Source organism: Rhodococcus sp. KRD175 (genome assembly GCF_017168275.1).
Classification (GTDB): Bacteria; Actinomycetota; Actinomycetes; order Mycobacteriales; family Mycobacteriaceae; genus Rhodococcoides; species Rhodococcoides fascians.
The window spans coordinates 64,270-86,680 of record NZ_JABFAQ010000012.1; the positions used below are offsets into that span (position 1 = coordinate 64,270).

The window sequence follows — 22,411 nt, forward strand, 5'->3', positions numbered from 1 at the left end:
GCAGCTCAGCTCCGAGAGCTGTGGCTGCGGCCATCGTCACGAACTGCTGCTCGACGCGCTGCTACTCAGCACATCGAAGCAATGCTCATACCTCGGTTGCAGAACCGCCGGCAGCGGCGATCTTTTCCTTGGCGGAGCCCGTGAACTTGTTGGCCGAGATATCGACCTTCACGGTGAGGTTTCCGTCTCCGAGAACCTTGACGAGCTCGTTCTTGCGAACAGCTCCCTTGGCGATCAGCTCGGGGATACCGATCTGACCACCCTCGGGGAACAGGCGCTCGATGTCGCGCAGGTTCACGACCTGGAACACGACACGGTTGCGGTTGGTGAAGCCCTTGAGCTTCGGGAGCCGCATGTGGAGGGGCATCTGGCCACCCTCGAAGCGTGCCGGCACGTTCTTGCGTGCGCCGGTTCCCTTGGTACCGCGACCTGCGGTCTTGCCGCGCTTGCCACCTTCACCACGGCCGACGCGAATCTTCGTCGACTTGGATCCGGCTGCGGGGCGCAGGTGGTGCAGTTTGATGGTCATGGTTAGACCTCCTCAACAGTTACGAGGTGGCGCACCGTGTTGACCAGTCCGCGGTTCTGCGGGTTGTCCTCGCGGACGACCGTCTGGCGGATGCCCTTGAGCCCGAGAGTACGCAGGCTGTCACGCTGGTTCGCCTTCTGGCCGATGGTGCTCTTGATCTGAGTGACCTTCAGCTGAGCCATTACTTCACCGCTCCTGCCTGTGCGCGTGCGCGCAGCATTCCGGCGGGTGCAACCTCTTCGAGGGTCAGGCCGCGGCGAGCCGCAACTTCCTCGGGACGCTGCAGACCCTTGAGGGCTGCGACGGTCGCGTGCACGACGTTGATGGCGTTGTCGCTACCGAGCGACTTCGACAGCACGTCGTGGACACCGGCGCACTCCAACACTGCGCGAACAGCACCACCGGCGATGACGCCGGTACCGGCGCTGGCCGGACGCAACATGACGACGCCGGCAGCGGCTTCGCCCTGGATGGGGTGGGTGATGGTGCCGGCGATCATCGGGACGCGGAAGAAGCTCTTGCGAGCCTCCTCGACACCCTTCTGGATGGCCGCGGGAACTTCCTTGGCCTTGCCGTAGCCGACGCCGACCAGTCCGTTGCCGTCACCGACGATGACGAGGGCGGTGAAGCTGAAGCGTCGACCACCCTTGACCACCTTGGAGACGCGGTTGATCGTGACGACCTTCTCGATGAAGTTCGACTTGTCCGCAGCGTTGCCGCCACGGCCGTTGTCACGACGATCGCGACCGCCACCACCGCGGTTGTCGCCGCGCTGGTTGTTGTCGCCACCTGCGTTGGGGCCACTGTTCTGTCCGGCGGGGCCGCTTCCGCCGTCACGCCGTTGACGTCCCGGCATCAGGCTGTCCTTCCGTTGTCAGTCATTGTCATCATCAGAACGTCAACCCGCCTTCGCGGGCAGCGTCTGCGAGTGCCGCGATGCGGCCGCTGTAGTTGTTGCCGCCGCGGTCGAACACGACTGCCTCGACGCCGGCTGCCTTCGCACGGCTGGCGATGAGCTCGCCGACCTTCGCGCTGACGGCCTTCTTGTCGCCCTCGAGTGCGCGCACATCGGCTTCGATGCTCGACGCGCTGGCCAGCGTGTGGCCCGCCAGGTCGTCGATCAACTGCACGTGGATGTGACGCGAGGACCGGTTGACGACCAAGCGCGGACGCTCGGGCGTTCCGGAGATCTTCTTGCGAAGGCGGAAGTGACGACGTGCCTTCGACAGGCGACGCTTCGTCGAGACGTCGGTGCCGCGCGGTGTGCGCTTGACGACGTTCGCCTTGTCTGCTGTTTGCTGGCTCATATCACTTACCCGTCTTTCCGACCTTGCGGCGGATCACTTCACCCTCGTAGCGGATGCCCTTACCCTTGTACGGGTCCGGACGCCGCAGACGACGAATGTTGGCAGAGATCTGACCGACCTTCTGCTTGTCGATGCCGACAACGGTGAATCGCGTGGGCGACTCGACCGTGAACGTGATGCCCTCGGGTGCTTCGATCAGCACGGGATGGCTGTAACCGAGTGCGAACTCGAGGTCCTTGCCCTTGAGTACGACGCGGTAACCGACGCCGTGAATCTCCATCTTGGTGGTGTAACCGTTGGTGACACCGGTGATGAGGTTCGCGACGAGAGTGCGCGAGAGACCATGCAGCGAGCGGCTCTTACGCTCGTCGTCGGGCCGAGTGACGGCGATGGTGCCGTCGTCGGCGCGGGCGATCTTGATGGGCTCGGCGACTGTCAGGCTCAGGGCACCCTTGGGGCCCTTGACCGCAACGTCCTGGCCGTCGATGGTGATATCGACGCCAGCGGGGACTGCGACCGGCAATTTTCCAATACGTGACATGGTGTGGCCTCCCCTACCAGACGTAGGCGAGGACTTCTCCGCCCACACCCTGCTTGGCAGCCTGACGCTCCGTGAGCAGACCGGTGGACGTGGAGATGATCGCCACGCCCAGGCCGCCGAGAACCTTGGGCAGATTGGTGGATTTTGCGTACACCCGGAGACCGGGCTTGGAGACGCGTCGCACGCCGGCGAGGCTGCGCTCACGGCTCGGGCCGTACTTCAGATCGACGATGAGGGTCTTGCCCACCTCGGCGTCTTCCGTGCGGTAATCGGAGATGTAGCCCTCGCGCTTGAGGATCTCGGCGATGTTCGCCTTGAGCTTCGAGTGGGGAAGCTTCACCTCGTCGTGGTACGCCGAGTTGGCGTTGCGCAGACGGGTCAAGAAGTCTGCAATTGGATCGGTCATCGTCATGGTGTGACCTGTGCACCTTTCTCGCAGCGGTTCCCATGCAGCACGCGCGGGCTGGTGCCTTCCGGTTCCGGAGAACCCATCGGGCCTGGCTCGTCACATCGTGGGCCTACAGCGAAGTGAACATGTCCTGACCGACTGTTGCCGGTCAGGGGTTGCGCTCCAAGCAATGCATCGCTGCACTGCCAGGTGTTACGAGCTTCCGCATGTTCAATGCTGACGTGCGGAGAACTCGAGGTTGCGTTTGTTGTATTGCAAGGACTCGCGTGCAGGCACGACGAAGCCCGGGCAACCGCTCTAGTGTAGGCATCGCGCACCCGAAGACCAAATCGCCTTACCATTGCGGGACAGCTCGGGTCCAGTCGGACACCCCGACGAGTACTTCTTCGCTAACGTCGGACCATGACGGACTCGAAGGCAGTCGACATCGACCACCTCACCCACACTCTGCGTGACCGCAACATCGCAGGGGTGACGATCGGCTGGGTCGACAACAACGGCATCGTCCGATCACGCACCGTGCCCACCGCAGAATTGACTGCAGTCGCACGGCGTGGAGTGGGAGTCACCGCGGTGTTCGCGGTATTCGATTCGCATGACGGGATCACATTCGCCCACGAAGGACTGTCGACACCGTCCGGCGATGTGCGGTTGATTCCGGTGATCGAGAGCGCGTCGAGCGTGGTCGCCCTGTCCGGACAGCCGGGGCTGGCCTGGGCGCACGGACGACAGGTCTCGGCAGACGGCACACCGTGGCCCTACGATCAGCGCTCAGTTCTCGAGCGGCAGGTGCAGAAGGCGTCCGATGCCGGTTTCGAGGTACGGGCCGGATTCGAGATCGAGTTCGCCCTGACTCGCGAGTCGGACGGACTGTCCGCTCATCGCGGACCTGCCTACTCGGCGAACGCACTCCGCGATGTCGATCAATTCGTCGTTCTATTGCTCGAGGCGCTGTCTGCGAATGGCCTCGACATCGGGCAGATTCATGCCGAGTACGGCGGCTCCCAGCTGGAGATCGCATTGAGTCCACTCGATCCACTTGCTGCGGCCGACGCGCAGGTACTCGCGCGGCAGACCATCCACTCAGCGGCCAAAGCCCAGGGCCTGAGGGCAAGCTTCGCTCCCCTGCCCTCGTCGAGCAGTGCGGGTAACGGATGGCACCTACACACATCACTGGTTCGCGACGGTCACAACGCTCTGACCGGCGACGGAGAGTACGGACTGTCCGACACCGGGCAGGCGTACATCGCGGGCCTCGTTCGAGAACTCCCGGGACTCACTGCCATCACGGCACCGAGTTCGGGGTCACTGCTGCGTCGTCGACCGGGGTACTGGGCAGGTGCCTTCGGATTCTGGGGCGTCGAGAACCGCGAAGCTGCAGTGCGACTCGTACCGGCCACGCCCCTTCTCGGCCCGGAACACACCAACGTCGAGTTGAAGGCGTGCGACGCGTCCGCCAATCCGTACCTGGCGCTGGCCGTCACGATCGCGGCCGGTCTGGCGGGAGTGGTGGATTCGGCGCAGTTGCCGCCTCCGGTCCAGGAGGACGTAGGAGGTTGGGACGATGCTCGTCGGGATGCCGCGGGGATCTCGCCTCTCGCGACGACCCACGCGCAGCAGCGCGAAGACCTCCTGTCGTCCGCACTGGTCCGAGACGTGTTGGGCATGGAACTTCTGGGCGCGTTCGTCGCCTGCCGGGACGCCGATGCCACGTGGGCGGAGAGTCATACCGAGGACGAACTGCTCGAATCGTTGCGTTGGATCTACTGAGATGCTGCGCAGGTTCGCCGGGGCAACCACCATCGTCTCGGCCCTCGATCATGCTCTGCCGCAACCGGATCAACTCTGCGGACCGTTCTCGGCATCGGTTGCGCTGACGGCCGTCATGGGCGACGACGCACCGGGCGTGACGGCACTCGCGGTCGCGTCGAGGTCCGCGATCTGGCCGGGTGCAATCGACTCGGCCCGTCCTCCCGGAACCCCCCGAATCACCGACGGGTGGGATCTACTGCCGAGAGCCGCATCGATCGACGCAGCCGGGACCACGGCAGCAGGTCTCACGGAGGGCATCGAGACCGCGACCGATCACCGCGTCGCCGTGGTTCCCATCGTGGGGCCCTCCGTCGAGCGATTGCGTCTGCTACTCGACCGTCTTGCCGACGGGCCTTTCCGCTTCGCATCGTTGGCGAATGTACATACTGCAGAGTTGACCGACTTCGACTGGAACGTAGGACATTTCGTGACCGTCTGGGGATTCGATCCAGTCGAGGACGTAGTGGCGATTGCCGACACCTACCGGGAACTCGGAGACCCGGACATGCCGCCTGGATGTAGAACCGTCTCCACCGATGCCCTCGCGTCGGCGATGTCCGAGCGTGGCCTGCTGCTGATCGTCGACAGCCAGGATCATCATGCGGCGGTGGATCTGGTCCGCTCTCTGGATCTACGACACGACGTGTGGTAGGTGTGAAAGTCAGGACCTGAGCAACGCAAAATGGGCGTGGGTTCCTTTCGGAACCCACGCCCATCAGCGTGGTGTGGTGAAGCCCGGAGGCCTCAGATCACCAGGAGCTCTTGCGAACTCCGGGAAGCTCTCCGGCGTGTGCCATCTCGCGCACGCAGATACGGCAGAGGCCGAACTTGCGGAACACGGAATGGGGACGGCCGCAGCGGTTGCAGCGAGTGTATGCACGCACCGCGAACTTCGGCTTCTTGTTGGCCTTGTTGACCAATGCCTTCTTCGCCATGGACTCAGTTCTCCTTGAACGGGAAGCCGAGGTGCTTGAGCAGCGCGCGGCCTTCTTCGTTGTTGGTTGCGGTGGTTACTACGGTGATGTCCATGCCGCGCGGACGGTCGATCTTGTCCACGTCGATCTCGTGGAACATCGACTGCTCGTTGAGGCCGAACGTGTAGTTTCCGTTGCCGTCGAACTGCGTGCCCGAGAGGCCGCGGAAGTCCCTGATTCGGGGAAGGGCAATGGAGACCAGACGGTCGAGGAACTCCCACATGCGGTCGCCACGGAGGGTGACGCGTGCGCCGATGGGCATTCCTTCGCGCAGCTTGAACTGTGCGATGGACTTGCGCGCCTTGCGGATCTCCGGCTTCTGGCCGGTGATGGCAGCGAGGTCTGCAACTGCGCCGTTGATCAGCTTGGCGTCACGGGCGGCGTCGCCGACACCCATGTTGACGACGACCTTGACGATGCCGGGGATCTGCATGACGTTCTCGTATGCAAACTCGGTGTTCAGGGCGTCTTTGATCTCGGCGCGGTAGCGCGCCTTGAGGCGGGGCTGTTCGCCCGCGATGTTCTCGGTGGTAGTCATCTCAGATGTCCTTCCCGTTCTTGCGGGAAACACGAACGCGCTTGCCGGATTCTTCGTCGGTCCGGTAGCCCACGCGAGTGGGGTTTCCGTCCGAGTCGACAACTGCGACGTTCGATACGTGGATCGGGGCTTCCTGAGTGACGATGCCACCCGAGGATGCGCCGCGCTGGTTGGCAGAGACCGCGGTGTGCTTCTTGATGCGGTTCACGCCTTCGACCAGAACCTTGGAGTCAGCGGGGTAGGCCTGAATGACCTTGCCCTTGGCACCCTTGTCCTTGCCTGCGATCACGAGAACGGTGTCGCCCTTGTGCACCTTCATTTACAGCACCTCCGGGGCGAGCGAGACGATCTTCATGAACTTCTTCTCACGCAGCTCGCGGCCGACCGGGCCGAAGATGCGGGTTCCACGGGGGTCGTGGTCCGGCTTGATCAGCACTGCAGCGTTCTCGTCGAAACGGATGTACGAGCCATCCGGACGGCGACGCTCCTTGACGGTGCGGACGATGACGGCCTTGACGACCTCACCCTTCTTGATGTTTCCACCGGGAATGGCGTCTTTCACCGTAGCTACGATGATGTCGCCGATTCCGGCGTAGCGACGTGACGAACCACCGAGAACGCGGATGCAAAGGATTTCCTTCGCGCCCGTGTTATCAGCGACGCGTACTCGCGACTCCTGCTGAATCACTAACTTCTCCTTGACCTGGATGTACGTACGTGCCGGATTTCCGTCCCGACACGCGCGGTCGGCTGCCGAGAGCGGGCGCACGAAGACACACCGCTGCCACAGGCAACCGGTCAAGTGTAGGGGAACGGGCCTCCAGGATCCAAATCGCTCCAGACGCTTCGGCGAAAGCTCGGCGCACGCTGGAAACGAACCACCGGTATGGTTTCCCTGGTGACAGCCCAGTATCCCGCAGCGGTGGCTACATGAAGGATTCGCACGTCGATGATTGGCGGCTTCCGCTCGACCGTGCTGCATGCCTGATTGGGGCACCTGGCGATGCCATCACTGTTGCTCTCGACGACTTATCCGCAGCAGGACCGGCGGTCATCAGAGTTCACGTCGAACCCTCGAATACGCAGTCGCAATACATCGCGCAAATTCTGGGCGCTCTCACCAAAGCCGCAATCGACCTCTTCCCAGCTTGGCTGGCCGACGCGGAAACCGTGCACGGACACAGCTCGCTCGACTACGCCGCAGTTCGGATACATGCACGACGCCTGGCGGCGCGCAGCGGTCACTACGGGCCATTCCTGTCCGATCTCGCCGAACGATCACTATCCGGCGAACCAACGTCGCATCGCAGTCGCTTCTCCGATGCTGAGGTCGCGGAAGGTCTAGCCGGCGTGCTGGGAGCCAGCTGGGAAAAAGACAAGGTAGCGCTCGTGGTCAGCTCGGACCAGCTGACCACATCTCGACAGCATTCACTCGCTTCGGCATCGGAATGGCTGGCTGCCCGTGGGTTCGCCATCTGGCTCGTGGACAACCCAGTTCCAACCGTCGAGCGAATGTCCGTCGTCTACGTGACATTGCCGGAATACCTGCAGGCTGTCGACAACACCGACCACCACAGACAGCAAGAACCAACCGCCGAGTACAAGGCGGTCGCAGGAAGGCCCCATCCAGGCAGCGCCGTCGAGAAACATATCGAAAGAGAGTTATCCAATCGGGCCTGGGCCACCGGTCGGCGGCTGAACCATCCATTCCAATACAGCCCGATCGCTCAACTGTATTTTCTCGACATCGCCTGGCTCGACGACTTGTTCGTCGTCGAGCTCGATGGCTACGAACACTCCTCTCCATGGCGTCGCGCGCGCGACCGGAGGCGGGACGACTTCCTTCGCGGTCTGGGCTTTCAGGTTCTCCGCATTCCGAACGAACGCGTGCTGTCGAACATATGGCAAGTTATCGACGAGATAGAGGCCGCTCTACGACAACATCGCCACAACCGAACCTCCACGTCGAACACCCTCACCGCCGCGAAAGAAGGACAACACCCGTGACTACCGATCTGACATTCGTCGAACGGACCACACTGCTCGTACTGATGGCGGAGTCTCGACCGGTGCGGTTGACTGAGCTGTCGACCCTCGGGTCCGGACTCCCGGTGAAGCCACGCAACAAACTGGTCGACGCCGGACTGATTTCCGTCGAGAAGGTCGGTCCCGGGATGGTCGTCGAACTTACGGACGCGGGGTGGGCTCGAGGCAGCGAGGAGTTTGGTGCCGAGGCTCCCTCACAAGCGAGCCGCAGTGGTGGAAAGGCCTTGTATACGCTTCTTCGTGCCATGCGAAGGTACTTCGACCGCGTTGGGATCGAGCCGAACGAAGTCTTCCTCCCCGCCCAGGGCGAGTCCACATCCACCGAGCCGGCATCGCCTACGCCGGCGAAGGAGCCGGATGCCGCGGATGGTCGGGCGGTCGCCCCCAACACGGACGTCGACATCGAAACCCGAATTCGCTCCGCTTACTACCGACTTGCCCGCGAGCCGAAGGCATTCGTGTCGCTAACCCGACTCCGGGCCGATCTCGCCGGACTGGACCGAGGCGCAGTCGATGACGTGCTCAGCTCGCTTTACCGCGAACAGAAGATCAACCTGATTCCTGAAGCGAACCAGAAGGCTCTCACTGGCGAAGATCGTTCTGCTGCACTGCATATCGGCGGCCAGAACCGAAACAATATGGCAGTCAGATGACGATGACTTCTGCAGAACACGACGCGCTGTCTTCGATTCAGCTGACGTGGGCACCCACACCCGACGATGTGTGGCGCACCAACGACCTTCACGTCGACGGAATCAACGAAGCCGCCGTCGAGAGCGTGATCAAGTCCTTCGACAGTGCGCGCACTCGCCCCGTGTCCAAGCCCTTGGGCGTCGTGATCCAAGGGGCTGCGGGGTCTGGAAAGACGCACATGCTCGGTCAGATTCGAGAGCGAGTTCAGCAGCGCGGCGGATACTTCTTCCTCATCGAATTGTTGGACGAGAAGGCATTCTGGGATTCGGTGCTGCACGGAATTCTGACGGACCTCGAGCGGCCGACACCGAACTTCGACACTCAGCTCGAGAAACTTCTATGGGATCTCGGCACTTTGGCCGGCCTCGGTCGAGTCGAATGCCGAGCAATACAGGGTGAACGAACAGTATCGCCCGAGCTGATTACGCAGTTCATCGATTCGCTACGTCGCAAGTACCCGAAAATCAGAGACACACGCCACATCTTGCGGGCCCTGGTTCTGGCCGCCAGCGCGGATTTCGACCTCCAAGACCTCGGCGATGCATTCCTCAGATCGAACGACGCGCTCGACCACCAGCAGCGCACATTTTGGGGACTGCCAAATGCGGTGCTGACGTCGCAGCAAGTTGCCCGGGACATTTCTTGGCTGCTGTCCCTCAGCGCGCCGACAATTGTTGCGATCGACCAGATCGACACCCTCATAGCCCAATCTCGTCAGCAGACCGACGCCGAAACCGGCTCGTTCACTCCTGAGCAGGGAACACAACTGGACAGTATTGCCCACGGGCTCATGGGGTTACGTGAGAACCTGGTCAGTACTGTTCCAGTTGTCTCCTGCCTTCCGGCAGCGTGGACCTTCATTGCCGACAACACGGTCGAGTCCGTCAAAGACCGCTATCCAGTCAAGGAATACCTGAGTCAGATTCCGACCCGAGAGATCGGCGTCGAAATCGTGGCGAAGAGATTCGCGGCGCAATACGCAGAAGCCGGCTTCACTCCCCCGCATCCGACGTGGCCGATTGCGCCCGAAGCCTTCAACGACGTCATCACTTACAACCCTCGAACGCTCCTCCGGGCTGTAAACGACCACATACAATTCTGCTTGCGCAACAACAAGATCACTGAGCTCTCCGACCTCGGCAAGAGTCCCGTCAAAATCGACGAGACTACAACGCCACCGCTTGAGACGGATTTGGCGAAACTCGACGAACGGTTTGCCGAGCTCAAGGCCGATGCCGATCTCGCCGCTCTCGATGCAGATGACGAGGACGACGAGGTACCAGCGATTCTCGGTGCAGGGCTGGACGCCTGGATTGCCGAGACGGGTGTCGTCGAGCACAAGTTCACGCGCGATGCCGACCCCGGGCGCAAACCGGCCCTACACGGCCGAATCCGACGAATTCTCGACGACATCACCGACGATCAGGAACACTGGGGCTTCCGCGCAATCGCCGCTACCCATCCCATTTCGGTTCAAAACCGAATTCAAAAAGCATGTACTGCAGCAGGTTTGACCCAGGGTACCGCCAAGCGCCGTCTGGTGATTCTGCGCAACACGCCGTGGCCGGGCGGGCCCAAGACAGTTAAGACCGTGAGTGCGTTCGAGGAGGCGGGCGGGATCGTTGTCCAATTCAGCGAGGCCGACCTGCGAACCTTGTCCGCCCTGCGGACCATGAGGGACCAGAAGGTAGAGAACCTACAACAGTGGCTCGTGGCGCGGCGACCTGCTCATCAGGTGGCGTTGTTCCGTGAGGTGCTCCCGGACCGTACCGGCGATTCCAACTCAGCCGAACGGACGGCCACCCAGCCGCCGACCACCGAACTCGGCCTCTTCCCATCGAACGAGGTGGGCCCGGCGAAGGCCGAGTCCAAGAACTCATCCACAAGCGCACCGAGCCGCACACCCACTCTGTCGGACAACTCGATCCCACTGGGCACACCCGCGGACGGCGGCCCAGAGGTGAGTGTCGAGTTGGAGACCCTACGCAAGCACACTGCGATCTTCGCCGGATCCGGCTCGGGCAAAACGGTTCTGATTCGCCGACTCCTCGAGGAATGCGCATTGAAGGGAGTTTCTGCCATCGTGCTCGACCCGAACAACGACCTATCTCGATTGGGGGTCGAATGGCCCATCGGCGAACGGACGTGGGCCGATGGGGATGAGGCGAAGGCTCGCGGCTACTTCGACGGGAGTGAAGTCGTCGTGTGGACTCCGCGCCGAAATGCGGGTCGCCCATTGAGCTTTCAGCCGCTGCCGAATTTTGCGGACGTCATCGACAACCCGGACGAATTCGACTCGGCAGTCGAGAGCGCGCTGGCATCACTTGCACCTCAGGCGATGGCAATTGGCCGCACGGCCAAGGGACGCCAGATGATGGCCGTTCTCCGACAAGCACTCGTCGATTTCGGGCATCGATCGCAAGGGAGCCTCGACGATTTCATCGAACTCCTCGAAAATTTCCCGGAGGATGCGAGCACGCTCAAGAACGGGGTCAAGATTGCTTCGGACCTGGCTGAGAACCTCAAGGCATCCACGACGACGGACCCCCTGTTCGGCGGTGCGGGCGCATCGGCTGATCCGGGCATGCTGCTGACACCGAGCGCTGGCAAGCGAGCGCGGATTTCGGTGATCAACATGTCGGGATTGACGACGGCATCGCAGAAGGAGAACTTCGTCAACCAGCTTCAAATGGCGCTCTTTGCCTGGATCAAGAAGAACCCTGCCGGGGACAAGCCCTTGGGCGGGCTCTTCGTTCTCGACGAAGCACAGAATTTCGCCCCATCCGACCGCACCACGATCTGCCTACACAGCACTCTGGCGTTGGTGTCGCAGGCGCGGAAGTACGGCCTGGGAATGGTGTTCGCAACACAGGCTCCGAAGGGACTCAACAACAAGATTCCAGGTAATTGCGCGACGCAGTTCTACGGGCGACTGAACGCCCCGGTTCAGATCGAAGCCGCCAAAGAGGTAGCCCGAGTCAAGGGCGGGACCGTCCCTGATATCGGGAAACTTCCAGCCGGTGAGTTCTACACGGCCGTCGAGGAATCGGTGTTCGTTCGAACCAGGACACGGCTGTGCCTGTCGTACCACCCCAAGAGTCCTCCTACAGAGGAAGAAGTCCTCGCTCTGGCCAACCCTGCGACTGAGGCTGGGCGGATTCCAACGATGCCCAGGGACTGAGTCCAGCGATGGCGGCACGCGCGGCCGTCGCGGAATACACGTCATACGGGCCATGTACGGTTTTCGGTGACAGGTTGCAGGCTCGAACGGCGCAACTTGAGGGGCGTTGATTGTGTCCGCTAGCGGCGGCCCACAGGCTGGTGGCGTACGTTCGAGCGCCTGTCGGACAACGGAGGGAGCTACTCATGGGCGACCGGCTTACCAACTCGGAGGCGGCTGTACTACTCGTGTTGATGGCAGAAGCGAGAGCCGTTTCCAACCCGGAGCTCGCGCGCCTCGGACCACAACTTGGAAGGGCGTCGCGAGAGAAGCTCGTGCACATGGGACTCATCAAGGTCGACGCGTCCAACAGACAAGTGCGCGTCGAGCTGACCGACCGAGGCTGGAAGTACTGCACAGATCTGATGGGCACCGAACCGGCCGATAGGTCGAACGGATCCGATCGCGCGCTGTTTACCGTTCTTGCAGGCATCCAGCGGTGGTTGGATCAGTCCGGGTCTCGGCCATCCGAGATCTTCTCACCGCGGCAGCCTGAAGATAGAGCAGGCGGGCAGGCAAAAGATACCGTCGACATCGAGGCCTCGATTCGCACCGCGTACGCGTCGCTCGCACGTGAACCCGGTAGCACCGTTCGGCTGTCTCGCTTGCGAAACGAGTTGCGAGACATACCTCGTGCCGATCTCGACGATGCACTCGCACGGCTGCGCCGCGCCGCGGACGTCTCGCTGATACCCGAGGAAAACCAGAAGACGCTGACCGACGAAGAGCGCGCCGCAGCCGTCGTCGTCGGTAATCAGCAGAACCACCTTCTCTCGATCGAATCATGATGGGCGTGAACTCCACGATGACGGACAACGAGCAGATCCGGGCTCTGGAATCGGTACGGCTGAGCTGGGCCCCGACCCCCGACGACGTGTGGCGTTCGCAGTCCAACGTGCACGTTCCCGGTATGCACGAGCGGGTGTTCCTCGAGGTGATGAACGCCTACGACGACGCGGACACGTCGGATGACGCCAGCCCGCTCGGAGTCGTCGTACGCGGGCCGGCCGGATCCGGCAAGACGCATCTGCTGGGGCAGGTGCGCGAGGAGGTGCAGCAGAAGGGCGGGTACTTCTTCCTGATCAGGCTGCTCGACGCCGCGGGCTTCTGGCGGTCGACTCTCATGGGGATGCTCGACGACCTGATGCGGCCCTCCGGCCAAGGATCCGACAGCCAACTCGCACTTCTGCTGCGTCGCTTGTGCACGATCGGCGACATTCCCGACGAACAACGCGCAAAGATCATGGGCGAGAACATGATCGACGCCGAAACGCTGAACGACTTCGTCACCGCCGTATACAAGGTCCACCCTCGACATCGGCGTACCTCGCAGCACACGCTGCGCGCCTTGGTGCTGTCCATCGCCCCCGATTCGGCCGTCCAGGATCTCGGTGACGCATACCTGCAGTCGATCGACGACGTCGATGCCGAAGAATTCTCGCCCTGGGGAATCCGCCGGGCCGAGCTCGGTCACCAAGGCATCGCCGAGAACATCTCACGACTGCTGGCCATCACCGGTCCGACAATTCTTGCGATAGACCAGATCGACACGTTGGTCGCGCAATCCCGAACGGGATCGGATCAGGAGTTCGCCGACGCACAGGAAGACAAGGTCGTCGAGCAACTGGCGCACGGTCTGATGTCGCTGCGCGAAACGCTTCCTCGCACCGCGTCGGTTCTCTCGGCACTGTCGAGCGCGTGGGAGTTGATCGCTGCCCGCGGTGTGGCACCGATGCGCGACCGCTTCCGAGTGACGCAGCCTCTCAAGCCGATTCCGTCGTCCGACATCGGACGCCTGTTACTGGGCCGCCGTCTGGCGGCGTGCTTTCTCGAGGCCGGCTTCACCCCGCCGCATCCGACGTGGCCGGTGGCACCCGACGCATTCGAGCAGGCCCCGGACTTCACTCCGCGGCAGCTGCTGATCGCGGTCGACCGTCACATCAGGCACTGCCTCGACACCGGCGTCGCGTCGGAGTTGGAGAGTTTCACGGACAAGTCCGGGCCCGCGGATGCGCAGGACCTCCCCAAAGCACGGGTCGACGAACTCGACATACTCGACGATCGCTACGCAGAACTGCGCAAACAGGTCGACGTCTCCATTCCGCTGAAGCCCGACAGTGAGGACTCGATCGTCCCCGCACTCCTGTCTGCGGGCCTGACCGCGTGGATCCACGAGCATCAGTCCTCGGACGACAGCCTTGCCCAGGACCCACCTCCGAGCGGCAAGCCTGCCCTGCATGCCAGGCTGCGACATACCGTCGACACCGATACGGACGACGAGGAGCACTGGTGCTTCCGCGCGGTCACCTCCGGCAACGCCAGGGCCGCGTTGGCCCGTGTGGAGCGTGCAGTGACCACGGCCGGCCTCAGGGCAGACATGCCGAAACGGCGACTGATCCTCATCAGAAACGACCCGTGGCCGAATGGCGCGAAGACCGAGCAGACCGTCGCCGCTCTGCGACGTGCCGGCGGCATTGTCGTTCCGTTCGGCGACGAGGACCGCAGGGCCTTGGCGGCTCTGTCGGTCCTGCTGGCCGAGAACTCCCCCGCTCTCACGTCGTGGTTGCTCGCGCGCAAGCCCGCACACGAGGTCGAACTGTTCTCCTCCGTGTTGCCTGCAGTCAGCGTCGTCGACGACGACACCGCATTGATCGAACCCGAGAACACCGTCGCGGCCGAACCGATTGCGAGCCGCCGGCCGTCGATCGTCGCCGGGTCGGAAGTGAGCACCGGTGCGGACGTCGCAATCCAACTCGAGGCGCTCCGTAAGCACACAGCGATCTTCGCGGGTTCCGGATCAGGGAAGACGGTACTGATTCGCCGACTGGTGGAAGAATGTGCGCTGCAAGGTGTTTCGGCGATCGTGTTGGACGTCAACAACGACCTGGCTCGCCTCGGCACCGCGTGGCCCGAGGACGAACGGACGTGGCCGCCGGGCGACGAGGCCAAGGCGGCGGCGTATCTACGCGACACCGACGTCGTGGTGTGGACGCCCCGCAAGTCGGCGGGCCGACCGCTGAGCTTTCAGCCACTGCCCGATTTCGTCAGCGTTCTCGGTGATGCCGACGAGTTCGATTCCTCCGTCGAATCCGCATTGGCGTCGCTCGAGCCCGCCGCCGGCGTCCTGGGTACTTCCCAGAAGGCGAAACACGGCCGCGCAGTGCTGAAGTCGGCGCTCGATCTCTTCGGTCGACGCCCACAGGGCGGCACGCTGGCGGACTTCATCGACCTGCTCGAAGAATTGCCCGAGGACACCAGCGACCTGCGCGATGCCGTACGGATCGCGCAGGGACTGGCCGAAAATCTGAAGGCTGCCGTGGCCAACGACCCCATGTTCGCAGGGGCGGGCACCCCGGTCGACCCGGCAGTGCTGCTGACTCCGGCCGACGGAAAGAAGGCCCGAGTATCGGTGATCAATCTGGCGGGCCTGACCACCGACGAGCAGAAGCAGAGCTTCGTCAATCAGCTGCAGATGGGCCTGTTCTCCTGGATCAAGAAGAACCCCGCGGGTGACCGGCCGCTCGGCGGACTGTTCGTGATGGACGAGGCGCAGAACTTCGCCCCCTCCGATCGCACGACCGCAGCGACACACAGCACACTTGCGCTGGCGTCGCAGGCGCGGAAGTACGGTCTCGGTCTCGTATTTGCCACGCAGGCACCGAAGGGGTTGCACAACCGCATCGCCGGAAACGCGTCGACGCAGTTCTACGGACTGCTCAACAGCCCGTCCCAGGTCGAGGCGGCCAAGGAGATGGCCCGCGTCAAAGGCGGCTCGGTACCCGATGTCGGCCGTTTGCCCGCGGGGCAGTTCTACGCTGCCGTCGAGGGCGCAGAGTTCCGGCGAACCGCCACTCCCCTGTGCCTGTCCTACCACCCGAAGAGCCCGCCGACCGAGGAAGAAGTCATCGAACTCGCGCGTTCCTGACAGCACGCGTCGACACTGGCACACTGGATCCGATGAAAAACCTCGCTCGCGGGGAGAACTGCCCCGCTCCGACCGGCCGGCTGACGGTGACACTTGCCGCCTCGACGTCGGTCGACGTCTCCGCGCTGCTGTTGGGGCCGGACGGACGGGTGCGTTCGGACGCGGATCTGGTGTTCTACAACCAACCCGAGGGCGCGGGCCTCGAGTACCAGCGCGGACCTTCCGGCCATCTCGTCCTGATCGATCCCTCCGCGATTCCAGCCGATATCGAGACCGTTGCCATCGCGGCATCGCTGGACGGTACCGGTCCGGCAACGTTCGCTGCCGCCGGCCCGACATCGGTGACCGTCTCCGACGCGTCGGGCGGTGCGATCGTCGGATTCACCGCCGACGCACTCGGCGACGAGAGTGCTCTCGTCATCCTGGAGTTCTATCGCCGCAACCAGCAATGGAAAATTCGGGCGGTGGGCCAGGGGTACGCCGATGGGTTGGCGGGCCTGGCCACCGCGTTCGGTATCAGCGTCGAGGACGACGATCCGCCCACACCCGAGGCACCGACGGCACCGCCCTCGCACCGAAGCGAAGCGATCGTGAATTCACCTGTCCCACAAGGAGTCCTGGCCATGAGAAGTGAACTGTTCGCGCCCGCCCACGCCGAAGTTCCCGGATCGGGGATTCAGAAACAGGGCAGCAAGATGTGCCGGGTCGGCATGAACGGCGAGATCATGGCTCGGGCCGGCTCGATGGTCGCGTACCAGGGCACTCTGCAGTTCGAGGCCAAGGGCTCCGGGGGTATAGGTCGAGCCCTCAAACAAGCCCTGTCCGGCGAAGGCGTCCCCCTGATGAAGGTCACGGGCCAGGGCGACCTGTTCCTCGCCAACGCCGCACAGGACGTTCATCTGATCGATCTCGACGGTACGGACGGGCTGACCATCAACGGGGCCAACGTTCTCGCGTTCGACTCCTCGCTGAGTTACGACATCAAGCGTGTCCAGGGTGCCGCTGCGGGTGGAAACGCGGGGTTCTTCAACTGTGTGTTCACCGGTCGGGGCCGTATCGCCATCACCACCGACGGAGTGCCGGTCGTCCTGAACGTCGACCAGCCGACGTTCGCCGACCCGCAGGCAGCAGTTGCGTGGTCATCGTCTCTGCAGACGAGAGTGAAGAAGAACGACTCGTTCGGGCTCGGAACGTTGATCGGCCGCTCGACCGGAGAGAGGTTCACGCTGGAATTCGCCGGCCAGGGGTTCGTGGTGGTGCAGCCGTCGGAACAGCCGCCGGGTGGACTGGTCGGCGGTACCGGTGGCGGCGAGCAAGCAGGCGTCGGCGGAGCGCTGGGCGGCTTGCTGGGCAGGTAGGCCGCACGCTTCGGAAAGCACAAATGCCCGCCCCCGGGAAGGGAGCGGGCATTTTTGTGCAGGTCCTACTTGGCCTTTTCGAGAACCTCGACCAGTCGCCAGTGCTTCGTGGCGGACAGCGGACGGGTCTCCATGAGCTGAACGCGATCGCCTACGCCGGCGTCGCCCTTCTCGTCATGTGCCTTGACCTTGGTGGTGCGACGAATGATCTTGCTGTAGAGGGGGTGCTTGACCCTGTCCTCGAGCTCGACGACGATCGTCTTCTCCATCTTGTCGGATACGACGTAGCCGATCCGAGTCTTGCGGTTGTTGCGCTCTTCAGTCACAGTCTTTTCCTCGCTCATGCCGCGTCACCTGCAGTGTCCTCGGAAGGACCAGATGCCAAGCCGAGCTCACGCTCGCGCAGGACGGTGTAGATGCGCGCGATCTCGTGACGGACGGTGCGCAGTCGACGGTTGTTGTCCAACTGGCCGGTAGCCATCTGGAAACGAAGGTTGAACAGCTCTTCCTTCGACTCACGCAGCTTGGTGACCAGCTCTTCACCGGTGAGCTCGCGGAGCTCTGCGGCTGGGGTTCCGGTAGCCATCAGAACTGCTCCTCCCTGGTGATGATGCGTGCCTTGATGGGCAGCTTGTGGATGGCGCGAGTCAGTGCCTCACGCGCAATGGTCTCGTCGGGGTACGACAGCTCGAAGAGCACGCGACCCGGCTTGACGTTCGCGATCCACCACTCGGGCGAACCCTTACCGGAACCCATGCGGGTCTCGGCAGGCTTCTTGGTGAGCGGGCGGTCCGGGAAGATGTTGATCCAGACCTTGCCGCCACGCTTGATGTGGCGAGTGATCGCGATACGAGCGGACTCGATCTGACGGTTGGTGATGTAGGCGGGCTCGAGAGCCTGAATACCGTAGTCACCGAATGTCACCTGAGTTCCGCCCTTGGCGGCACCCGAACGCTTCGGGTGGTGCTGCTTGCGGTGCTTGACCCGGCGGGGGATCAACATGCGTCAGCCCTCCTGAGTGGGCTCGGTCGGGGCCGGAGCCTCGGTTGCGGATGCCGCGCGGCCGGCCTCGGTGCTGGTCGCCGTGGTGCCCGAGGCACCGCTGCGACGCGGACGAGTGGGACGCTCACGACGGGGACGGTCTGCACCGGCGGCCGGAGCCGCAGCGGCAGCGAGTTCACGCCGTCCGCCGACGATGTCGCCCTTGTAGATCCAGACCTTGACGCCGATGCGGCCGAAGGTGGTCTTGGCCTCGTACAGCCCGTAGTCGATGTCGGCGCGGAGCGTGTGCAGGGGAACGCGTCCCTCGCGGTAGAACTCCGAGCGAGACATTTCAGCGCCACCGAGACGGCCGGAGCACTGAACACGGATGCCCTTGACGTTCGGCTGACGCATGGCCGACTGGATAGCCTTACGCATTGCGCGACGGAATGCGACGCGGTTGCTGAGCTGCTCGGCAACACCCTGCGCCACGAGCTGAGCCTCGGACTCGGCGTTCTTGACCTCGAGGATGTTGAGCTGAACCTGCTTGCCGGTCAGCTTCTCGAGAGCTCCGCGGATGCGGTCGGCCTCGGCGCCACGGCGACCGATGACGATGCCCGGACGTGCCGTGTGGATGTCCACGCGAACACGGTCACGAGTGCGCTCGATCTCGACCTTGGCGATACCCGCGCGCTCCATGCCGGTGGCGAGGAGCTTGCGGATCTCGACGTCTTCCTTGACGTACTCCGAGTACTGCTTGTCTGCGTACCAACGCGACTTCCAGTCAGTGGTGATACCCAAGCGGAAGCCGTGCGGGTTGATTTTCTGACCCACTACTGAGCCCCTTCCTTGGACGCCTGGCCCTTACGACGGTTACGAGACGTTCCGCCGGTCTTGGGCAGGCTTTCGACGATCACCGTGATGTGGCTGGTGCGCTTGCGGATCCGGAATGCCCGGCCCTGAGCACGCGGCTGGAATCGCTTGAGGGTGGTGCCCTCGTCGACGAATGCAGTGGCGACGATCAGCGTGCTGGGATCGAGATCCAGGTTGTTCTCGGCGTTGGCGGCTGCGGACGCGATCACCTTGGCGACCGGCTCGCTCGCTGCCTGCGGCGCGAACTTGAGGATGTTGAGCGCGTCCTCGACGGAGCGCCCACGAACCAGATCCACGACGCGACGTGCCTTCATCGGCGTGACGCGAACGTGTTTCGCTACGGCCTTGGCAGTCGGATTGGCGGTGGGGGTGAAGTTGGTCATCGCCTCTTCGCCTTCCGGTCGTCCTTGATGTGACCCTTGAACGTGCGGGTCGGTGCGAACTCTCCGAGCTTGTGGCCGACCATCGAGTCGGACACGAACACCGGTACGTGCTTGCGACCGTCGTGGACGGCGAAAGTGTGACCGATGAAGTCGGGGAGGATTGTTGATCGACGGGACCAGGTCTTGATGACCTGCTTGGTTCCCTTGTCGTTCTGGACGTCAACCTTCGCGAGGAGGTGATCGTCTACGAACGGGCCTTTCTTCAGGCTGCGTGGCATTCTGAACTCCCTCCTAGCGCTTGTTCTTGCCGGTACGACGACGACGGACGATGAGCTTGTCGCTCGCCTTGTTCTTGCGGGTACGGCCTTCAGGCTGTCCCCAGGGGCTGACCGGGTGGCGTCCACCGGAGGTCTTGCCCTCGCCGCCACCGTGCGGGTGGTCGACCGGGTTCATCACGACACCACGAACGGTCGGGCGCTTGCCCTTCCAGCGCATGCGGCCGGCCTTGCCCCAGTTGATGTTCGACTGCTCGGCGTTGCCGACCTCGCCGACGGTTGCGCGGCAGCGCACGTCGACGCGACGGATTTCACCGGACGGCATACGCAGCGTGGCGTAGGGGCCTTCCTTACCGAGGAGCTGGATGCTCGCTCCGGCGGAGCGGGCCATCTTCGCGCCACCACCCGGACGGAGCTCGACCGCGTGAATGGTCGTACCCGTCGGGATGTTGCGCAGGGGCAGGTTGTTGCCGGGCTTGATGTCGGCATTGGCACCCTGCTCGATCGGCGAGCCCTGGGCGATGCCCTTGGGTGCGACGATGTAGCGCTTCTCGCCGTCTGCGAAGTGCAGCAGTGCGATGTTCGCGGTGCGGTTGGGGTCGTACTCGATGTGAGCGACCTTGGCCGGCACGCCGTCCTTGTCGTTGCGACGGAAATCGATGAGACGGTACGCACGCTTGTGACCGCCACCCTTGTGCCGGGTGGTGATACGACCGTGTGCGTTACGTCCACCGCGACCGTGCAGCGGGCGGATCAGCGACTTCTCGGGGGTCGAACGCGTGATCTCAGCGAAGTCGGACACGCTGGAGCCACGACGGCCCGGGGTTGTCGGCTTGTATTTACGGATTGCCATGAGTCTTCTCGTCCTCTATATCCGAAGAGTCCCAGTCGCTTACGCGACCGGACCTCCGAAGATCTCGATGGGCTTGCTGTCGGCGGAGAGCGTTACGAGCGCGCGCTTGGTGTCCTTGCGCTTGCCGTAACCGAACCGGGTCCGCTTACGCTTGCCCTGACGGTTCATCGTGTTGACGCTGGTCACGGTGACGTCGAAGATCTTCTCGACGGCAATCTTGATCTGCGTCTTGTTCGAGTCCGGGTGCACCAGGAACGTGTACGTGCCTTCTTCGATCAGTCCGTAGGACTTCTCGGAGATGACCGGTGCCAGCAAGATGTCGCGGGGATCGGCGATCGTGGTCACTTGCTTGCCTCCTCGTTCTTTGCAGGCCCAGCGATGAAGGTGTTCAGCGCTTCCACGCTGAAAACGACATCATCGGCGTTGAGCACGTCGTACGTGTTGAGCTGGTCGGGTGCAATGGGGTGCACGCCGTCCAGGTTCTGAACGCTCTTCCAGGCTGCGATGTCCTCGCGGCCGACGACGAGCAGGACCTTCTTGCGGTCCGAGATCTCGGCGAGGAACGTCTTCGCACCCTTGGTGGACGGAACCTGTCCGGCAACCAATTCGGTGATGACGTGCAGGCGCTCGCTGCGGGCCCGATCGGAGAGGGCTCCGCGCAGTGCGGCGGCCTTCATCTTCTTGGGGGTCCGCTGGCTGTAGTCGCGCGGCTGCGGTCCGTGGACCGTGCCACCGCCGACGAACTGAGGAGCGCGGGTCGAGCCCTGACGGGCGCGGCCGGTGCCCTTCTGCCGGTACGGCTTCTTGCCGCCGCCGCGAACCTCGCCACGAGTCTTCGTGGAGTGAGTTCCCTGACGAGCAGCTGCCAGCTGTGCGATGACGACCTGGTGCAGCAGCGCGATGTTCGCCGGTGCGTCGAAGATCTCCGCGGGGAGATCGACGGTGCCGTTGGTCTTGCCGCCGGCTTCCTTGACATCGAGCGTCAGCTTGGTCTCGGTGTTCTTCTCGAGGCTGGTCATGCCCGTGCACCACCCTTCAATGCAGACTTGACGATCACGACGTTGCCGCGACGGCCCGGGATCGCTCCCTTGATCAGCAGCAGACCGTTCTCGCTGTCCACCTTGTGGACCGAGAGGTTCTGCGTCGTGACGCGGTCGCCACCCATACGTCCGGACATGCGCATTCCCTTGAACACGCGACCCGGCGTTGCACAGCCACCGATGGATCCGGGACGACGGTGCACAGCCTGTGCACCGTGGCTCGCGCCCTGTCCCTTGAAGCCGTGACGCTTCATGGTTCCGGCGAAGCCCTTGCCCTTGCTGGTGCCGGTGACGTCGACGTATGCGCCGTCCTCGAACACCGCAGCCGTGAGCTCCTGGCCGACCTCGAACTGCGAGGCGTCGGCAACGCGAATCTCCACGATGTGGCGACGCGGCGTGACACCTGCCTTCTCGAACTGGCCGGTGGTGGGCTTGTTCACCTTGCGCGGGTCGATCGCACCGAATGCGACCTGGACGGCGCTGTAGCCGTCACGTTCCTGGGTGCGGATCTGGGTGACCACGTTGGGGCCTGCCTTGATCACGGTCACCGGAACGACGCGGTTGTTCTCGTCGAAGACCTGGGTCATTCCGAGCTTGGTGCCCAGAATTCCTGTCGCAGGCCGGTTCTTGTTATCAGTCATCGTTGTCTCCGCG

At 63.3% G+C, this 22,411-nt stretch carries 28 protein-coding genes; 8 read left to right on the top strand and 20 right to left on the bottom strand.

The features are described from left to right. Positions 1-85 precede the first annotated feature (85 nt). From rplO to rpsH, 6 genes are read right to left on the bottom strand one after another with little or no spacing between them, the layout of a single operon-like run. Positions 86-529: a 50S ribosomal protein L15 gene (gene rplO / locus J1M81_RS18285; protein WP_027496326.1), complete on the bottom strand. Its 444-nt coding sequence runs from the start codon at positions 527-529 to the stop codon at positions 86-88. Between the two features lie 2 nt (positions 530-531). Next, on the bottom strand, positions 532-711 hold the full coding sequence (gene rpmD, locus J1M81_RS18290; RefSeq protein WP_008718256.1) for a 50S ribosomal protein L30: 180 nt from the start codon (positions 709-711) through the stop codon (positions 532-534). Beyond that, complete coding sequence (gene rpsE / locus J1M81_RS18295) at positions 711-1,385, bottom strand: 30S ribosomal protein S5 (protein ID WP_032365630.1); 675 nt, start codon at positions 1,383-1,385, stop codon at positions 711-713. Before rpsE ends, rpmD begins: the two co-directional genes overlap by 1 nt. A gap of 34 nt (positions 1,386-1,419) precedes the next feature. After that, complete coding sequence (gene rplR / locus J1M81_RS18300; protein ID WP_032365631.1) at positions 1,420-1,836, bottom strand: 50S ribosomal protein L18; 417 nt, start codon at positions 1,834-1,836, stop codon at positions 1,420-1,422. A 1-nt stretch (position 1,837) separates the two neighbouring features. Continuing rightward, positions 1,838-2,377, bottom strand: a complete 540-nt coding sequence (gene rplF / locus J1M81_RS18305; RefSeq protein ID WP_027496323.1) for a 50S ribosomal protein L6 — start codon at positions 2,375-2,377, stop codon at positions 1,838-1,840. 13 nt (positions 2,378-2,390) lie between these two features. After that, positions 2,391-2,789 carry a 30S ribosomal protein S8 gene (gene rpsH, locus J1M81_RS18310; protein WP_008718266.1) on the bottom strand — a complete coding sequence of 133 codons (399 nt, stop codon included), beginning with the start codon at positions 2,787-2,789 and terminating at the stop codon, positions 2,391-2,393. 399 nt (positions 2,790-3,188) lie between these two features. Here rpsH and J1M81_RS18315 point away from each other — a divergent pair, with 399 nt between their 5' ends. Both J1M81_RS18315 and J1M81_RS18320 read left to right on the top strand, forming a co-directional pair. Beyond that, positions 3,189-4,556 carry a glutamine synthetase family protein gene (locus J1M81_RS18315; protein WP_051365096.1) on the top strand — a complete coding sequence of 456 codons (1,368 nt, stop codon included), beginning with the start codon at positions 3,189-3,191 and terminating at the stop codon, positions 4,554-4,556. Position 4,557: 1 nt separating this feature from the next. Next, positions 4,558-5,250, top strand: a complete 693-nt coding sequence (locus tag J1M81_RS18320; protein ID WP_206498535.1) for a hypothetical protein — start codon at positions 4,558-4,560, stop codon at positions 5,248-5,250. 97 nt (positions 5,251-5,347) lie between these two features. On the opposite strand, the gene J1M81_RS18325 is transcribed toward J1M81_RS18320, so the two are convergent. Genes J1M81_RS18325 through rplN form a run of 4 tightly spaced genes read right to left on the bottom strand, consistent with a single transcriptional unit; the run spans position 5,348 to position 6,798 of the window. Further along, a complete protein-coding gene (locus J1M81_RS18325) occupies positions 5,348-5,533 on the bottom strand; it encodes a type Z 30S ribosomal protein S14 (protein WP_008718273.1) in 186 nt (61 codons plus the stop codon). A gap of 4 nt (positions 5,534-5,537) precedes the next feature. Continuing rightward, on the bottom strand, positions 5,538-6,110 hold the full coding sequence (gene rplE, locus J1M81_RS18330) for a 50S ribosomal protein L5 (RefSeq protein ID WP_008718275.1): 573 nt from the start codon (positions 6,108-6,110) through the stop codon (positions 5,538-5,540). A gap of 1 nt (position 6,111) precedes the next feature. Beyond that, positions 6,112-6,429 (bottom strand): 50S ribosomal protein L24, encoded by a 318-nt coding sequence (gene rplX, locus J1M81_RS18335; RefSeq protein WP_008718278.1) that lies wholly within the window; start codon positions 6,427-6,429, stop codon positions 6,112-6,114. Next, the gene (gene rplN / locus J1M81_RS18340; RefSeq protein ID WP_027496320.1) at positions 6,430-6,798 is read right to left on the bottom strand and encodes a 50S ribosomal protein L14; all 369 of its coding nucleotides are present in this window, start codon (positions 6,796-6,798) and stop codon (positions 6,430-6,432) included. A gap of 242 nt (positions 6,799-7,040) precedes the next feature. On the opposite strand from rplN, the gene J1M81_RS18345 reads away from it, so the two are divergent. The 6 genes from J1M81_RS18345 to J1M81_RS18370 all read left to right on the top strand — a co-directional run bounded on the left by J1M81_RS18345 (position 7,041) and on the right by J1M81_RS18370 (position 17,352). Beyond that, positions 7,041-8,117: a DUF559 domain-containing protein gene (locus J1M81_RS18345; RefSeq protein WP_206498536.1), complete on the top strand. Its 1,077-nt coding sequence runs from the start codon at positions 7,041-7,043 to the stop codon at positions 8,115-8,117. Then, a complete protein-coding gene (locus J1M81_RS18350) occupies positions 8,114-8,809 on the top strand; it encodes a hypothetical protein (RefSeq protein ID WP_206498537.1) in 696 nt (231 codons plus the stop codon). The genes J1M81_RS18345 and J1M81_RS18350 overlap by 4 nt, the downstream gene beginning before the upstream one ends. Before the next feature lie 2 nt (positions 8,810-8,811). Then, positions 8,812-12,030 (top strand): helicase HerA domain-containing protein, encoded by a 3,219-nt coding sequence (locus J1M81_RS18355; protein ID WP_206498538.1) that lies wholly within the window; start codon positions 8,812-8,814, stop codon positions 12,028-12,030. Between the two features lie 320 nt (positions 12,031-12,350). Then, on the top strand, positions 12,351-12,857 hold the full coding sequence (locus tag J1M81_RS18360) for a hypothetical protein (RefSeq protein WP_241258251.1): 507 nt from the start codon (positions 12,351-12,353) through the stop codon (positions 12,855-12,857). Between the two features lie 17 nt (positions 12,858-12,874). After that, the gene (locus tag J1M81_RS18365; protein WP_206498602.1) at positions 12,875-15,994 is read left to right on the top strand and encodes an ATP-binding protein; all 3,120 of its coding nucleotides are present in this window, start codon (positions 12,875-12,877) and stop codon (positions 15,992-15,994) included. A gap of 32 nt (positions 15,995-16,026) precedes the next feature. Then, complete coding sequence (locus J1M81_RS18370; protein WP_206498540.1) at positions 16,027-17,352, top strand: AIM24 family protein; 1,326 nt, start codon at positions 16,027-16,029, stop codon at positions 17,350-17,352. A 65-nt stretch (positions 17,353-17,417) separates the two neighbouring features. Here J1M81_RS18370 and rpsQ read toward each other — a convergent pair whose 3' ends face one another. The 10 genes from rpsQ to rplC are packed head-to-tail and all read right to left on the bottom strand — an operon-like array spanning position 17,418 to position 22,398. Then, on the bottom strand, positions 17,418-17,696 hold the full coding sequence (gene rpsQ / locus J1M81_RS18375) for a 30S ribosomal protein S17 (protein ID WP_027496315.1): 279 nt from the start codon (positions 17,694-17,696) through the stop codon (positions 17,418-17,420). After that, positions 17,693-17,938, bottom strand: coding sequence for a 50S ribosomal protein L29 (rpmC, locus tag J1M81_RS18380; RefSeq protein ID WP_027496314.1), 246 nt, complete (start codon positions 17,936-17,938; stop codon positions 17,693-17,695). Before rpmC ends, rpsQ begins: the two co-directional genes overlap by 4 nt. Further along, positions 17,938-18,354, bottom strand: a complete 417-nt coding sequence (rplP, locus tag J1M81_RS18385; RefSeq protein ID WP_027496313.1) for a 50S ribosomal protein L16 — start codon at positions 18,352-18,354, stop codon at positions 17,938-17,940. Before rplP ends, rpmC begins: the two co-directional genes overlap by 1 nt. 3 nt (positions 18,355-18,357) lie before the next feature. Then, positions 18,358-19,167, bottom strand: a complete 810-nt coding sequence (rpsC, locus tag J1M81_RS18390; RefSeq protein ID WP_206498541.1) for a 30S ribosomal protein S3 — start codon at positions 19,165-19,167, stop codon at positions 18,358-18,360. After that, a complete protein-coding gene (rplV, locus tag J1M81_RS18395; RefSeq protein ID WP_027496311.1) occupies positions 19,167-19,589 on the bottom strand; it encodes a 50S ribosomal protein L22 in 423 nt (140 codons plus the stop codon). Before rplV ends, rpsC begins: the two co-directional genes overlap by 1 nt. Then, a complete protein-coding gene (gene rpsS / locus J1M81_RS18400) occupies positions 19,586-19,867 on the bottom strand; it encodes a 30S ribosomal protein S19 (RefSeq protein ID WP_008718309.1) in 282 nt (93 codons plus the stop codon). The genes rplV and rpsS overlap by 4 nt, the downstream gene beginning before the upstream one ends. Before the next feature lie 13 nt (positions 19,868-19,880). Then, the gene (gene rplB, locus J1M81_RS18405) at positions 19,881-20,717 is read right to left on the bottom strand and encodes a 50S ribosomal protein L2 (RefSeq protein ID WP_008718311.1); all 837 of its coding nucleotides are present in this window, start codon (positions 20,715-20,717) and stop codon (positions 19,881-19,883) included. Positions 20,718-20,756: 39 nt separating this feature from the next. Continuing rightward, a complete protein-coding gene (gene rplW, locus J1M81_RS18410) occupies positions 20,757-21,062 on the bottom strand; it encodes a 50S ribosomal protein L23 (protein ID WP_027496310.1) in 306 nt (101 codons plus the stop codon). Beyond that, positions 21,059-21,736 (bottom strand): 50S ribosomal protein L4, encoded by a 678-nt coding sequence (rplD, locus tag J1M81_RS18415; RefSeq protein ID WP_008718317.1) that lies wholly within the window; start codon positions 21,734-21,736, stop codon positions 21,059-21,061. The genes rplW and rplD overlap by 4 nt, the downstream gene beginning before the upstream one ends. Then, entirely contained in the window at positions 21,733-22,398 is a 666-nt protein-coding gene (gene rplC, locus J1M81_RS18420) for a 50S ribosomal protein L3 (protein ID WP_027496309.1), read from the bottom strand. The genes rplD and rplC overlap by 4 nt, the downstream gene beginning before the upstream one ends. Between the last annotated feature and the right edge of the window lie 13 nt (positions 22,399-22,411).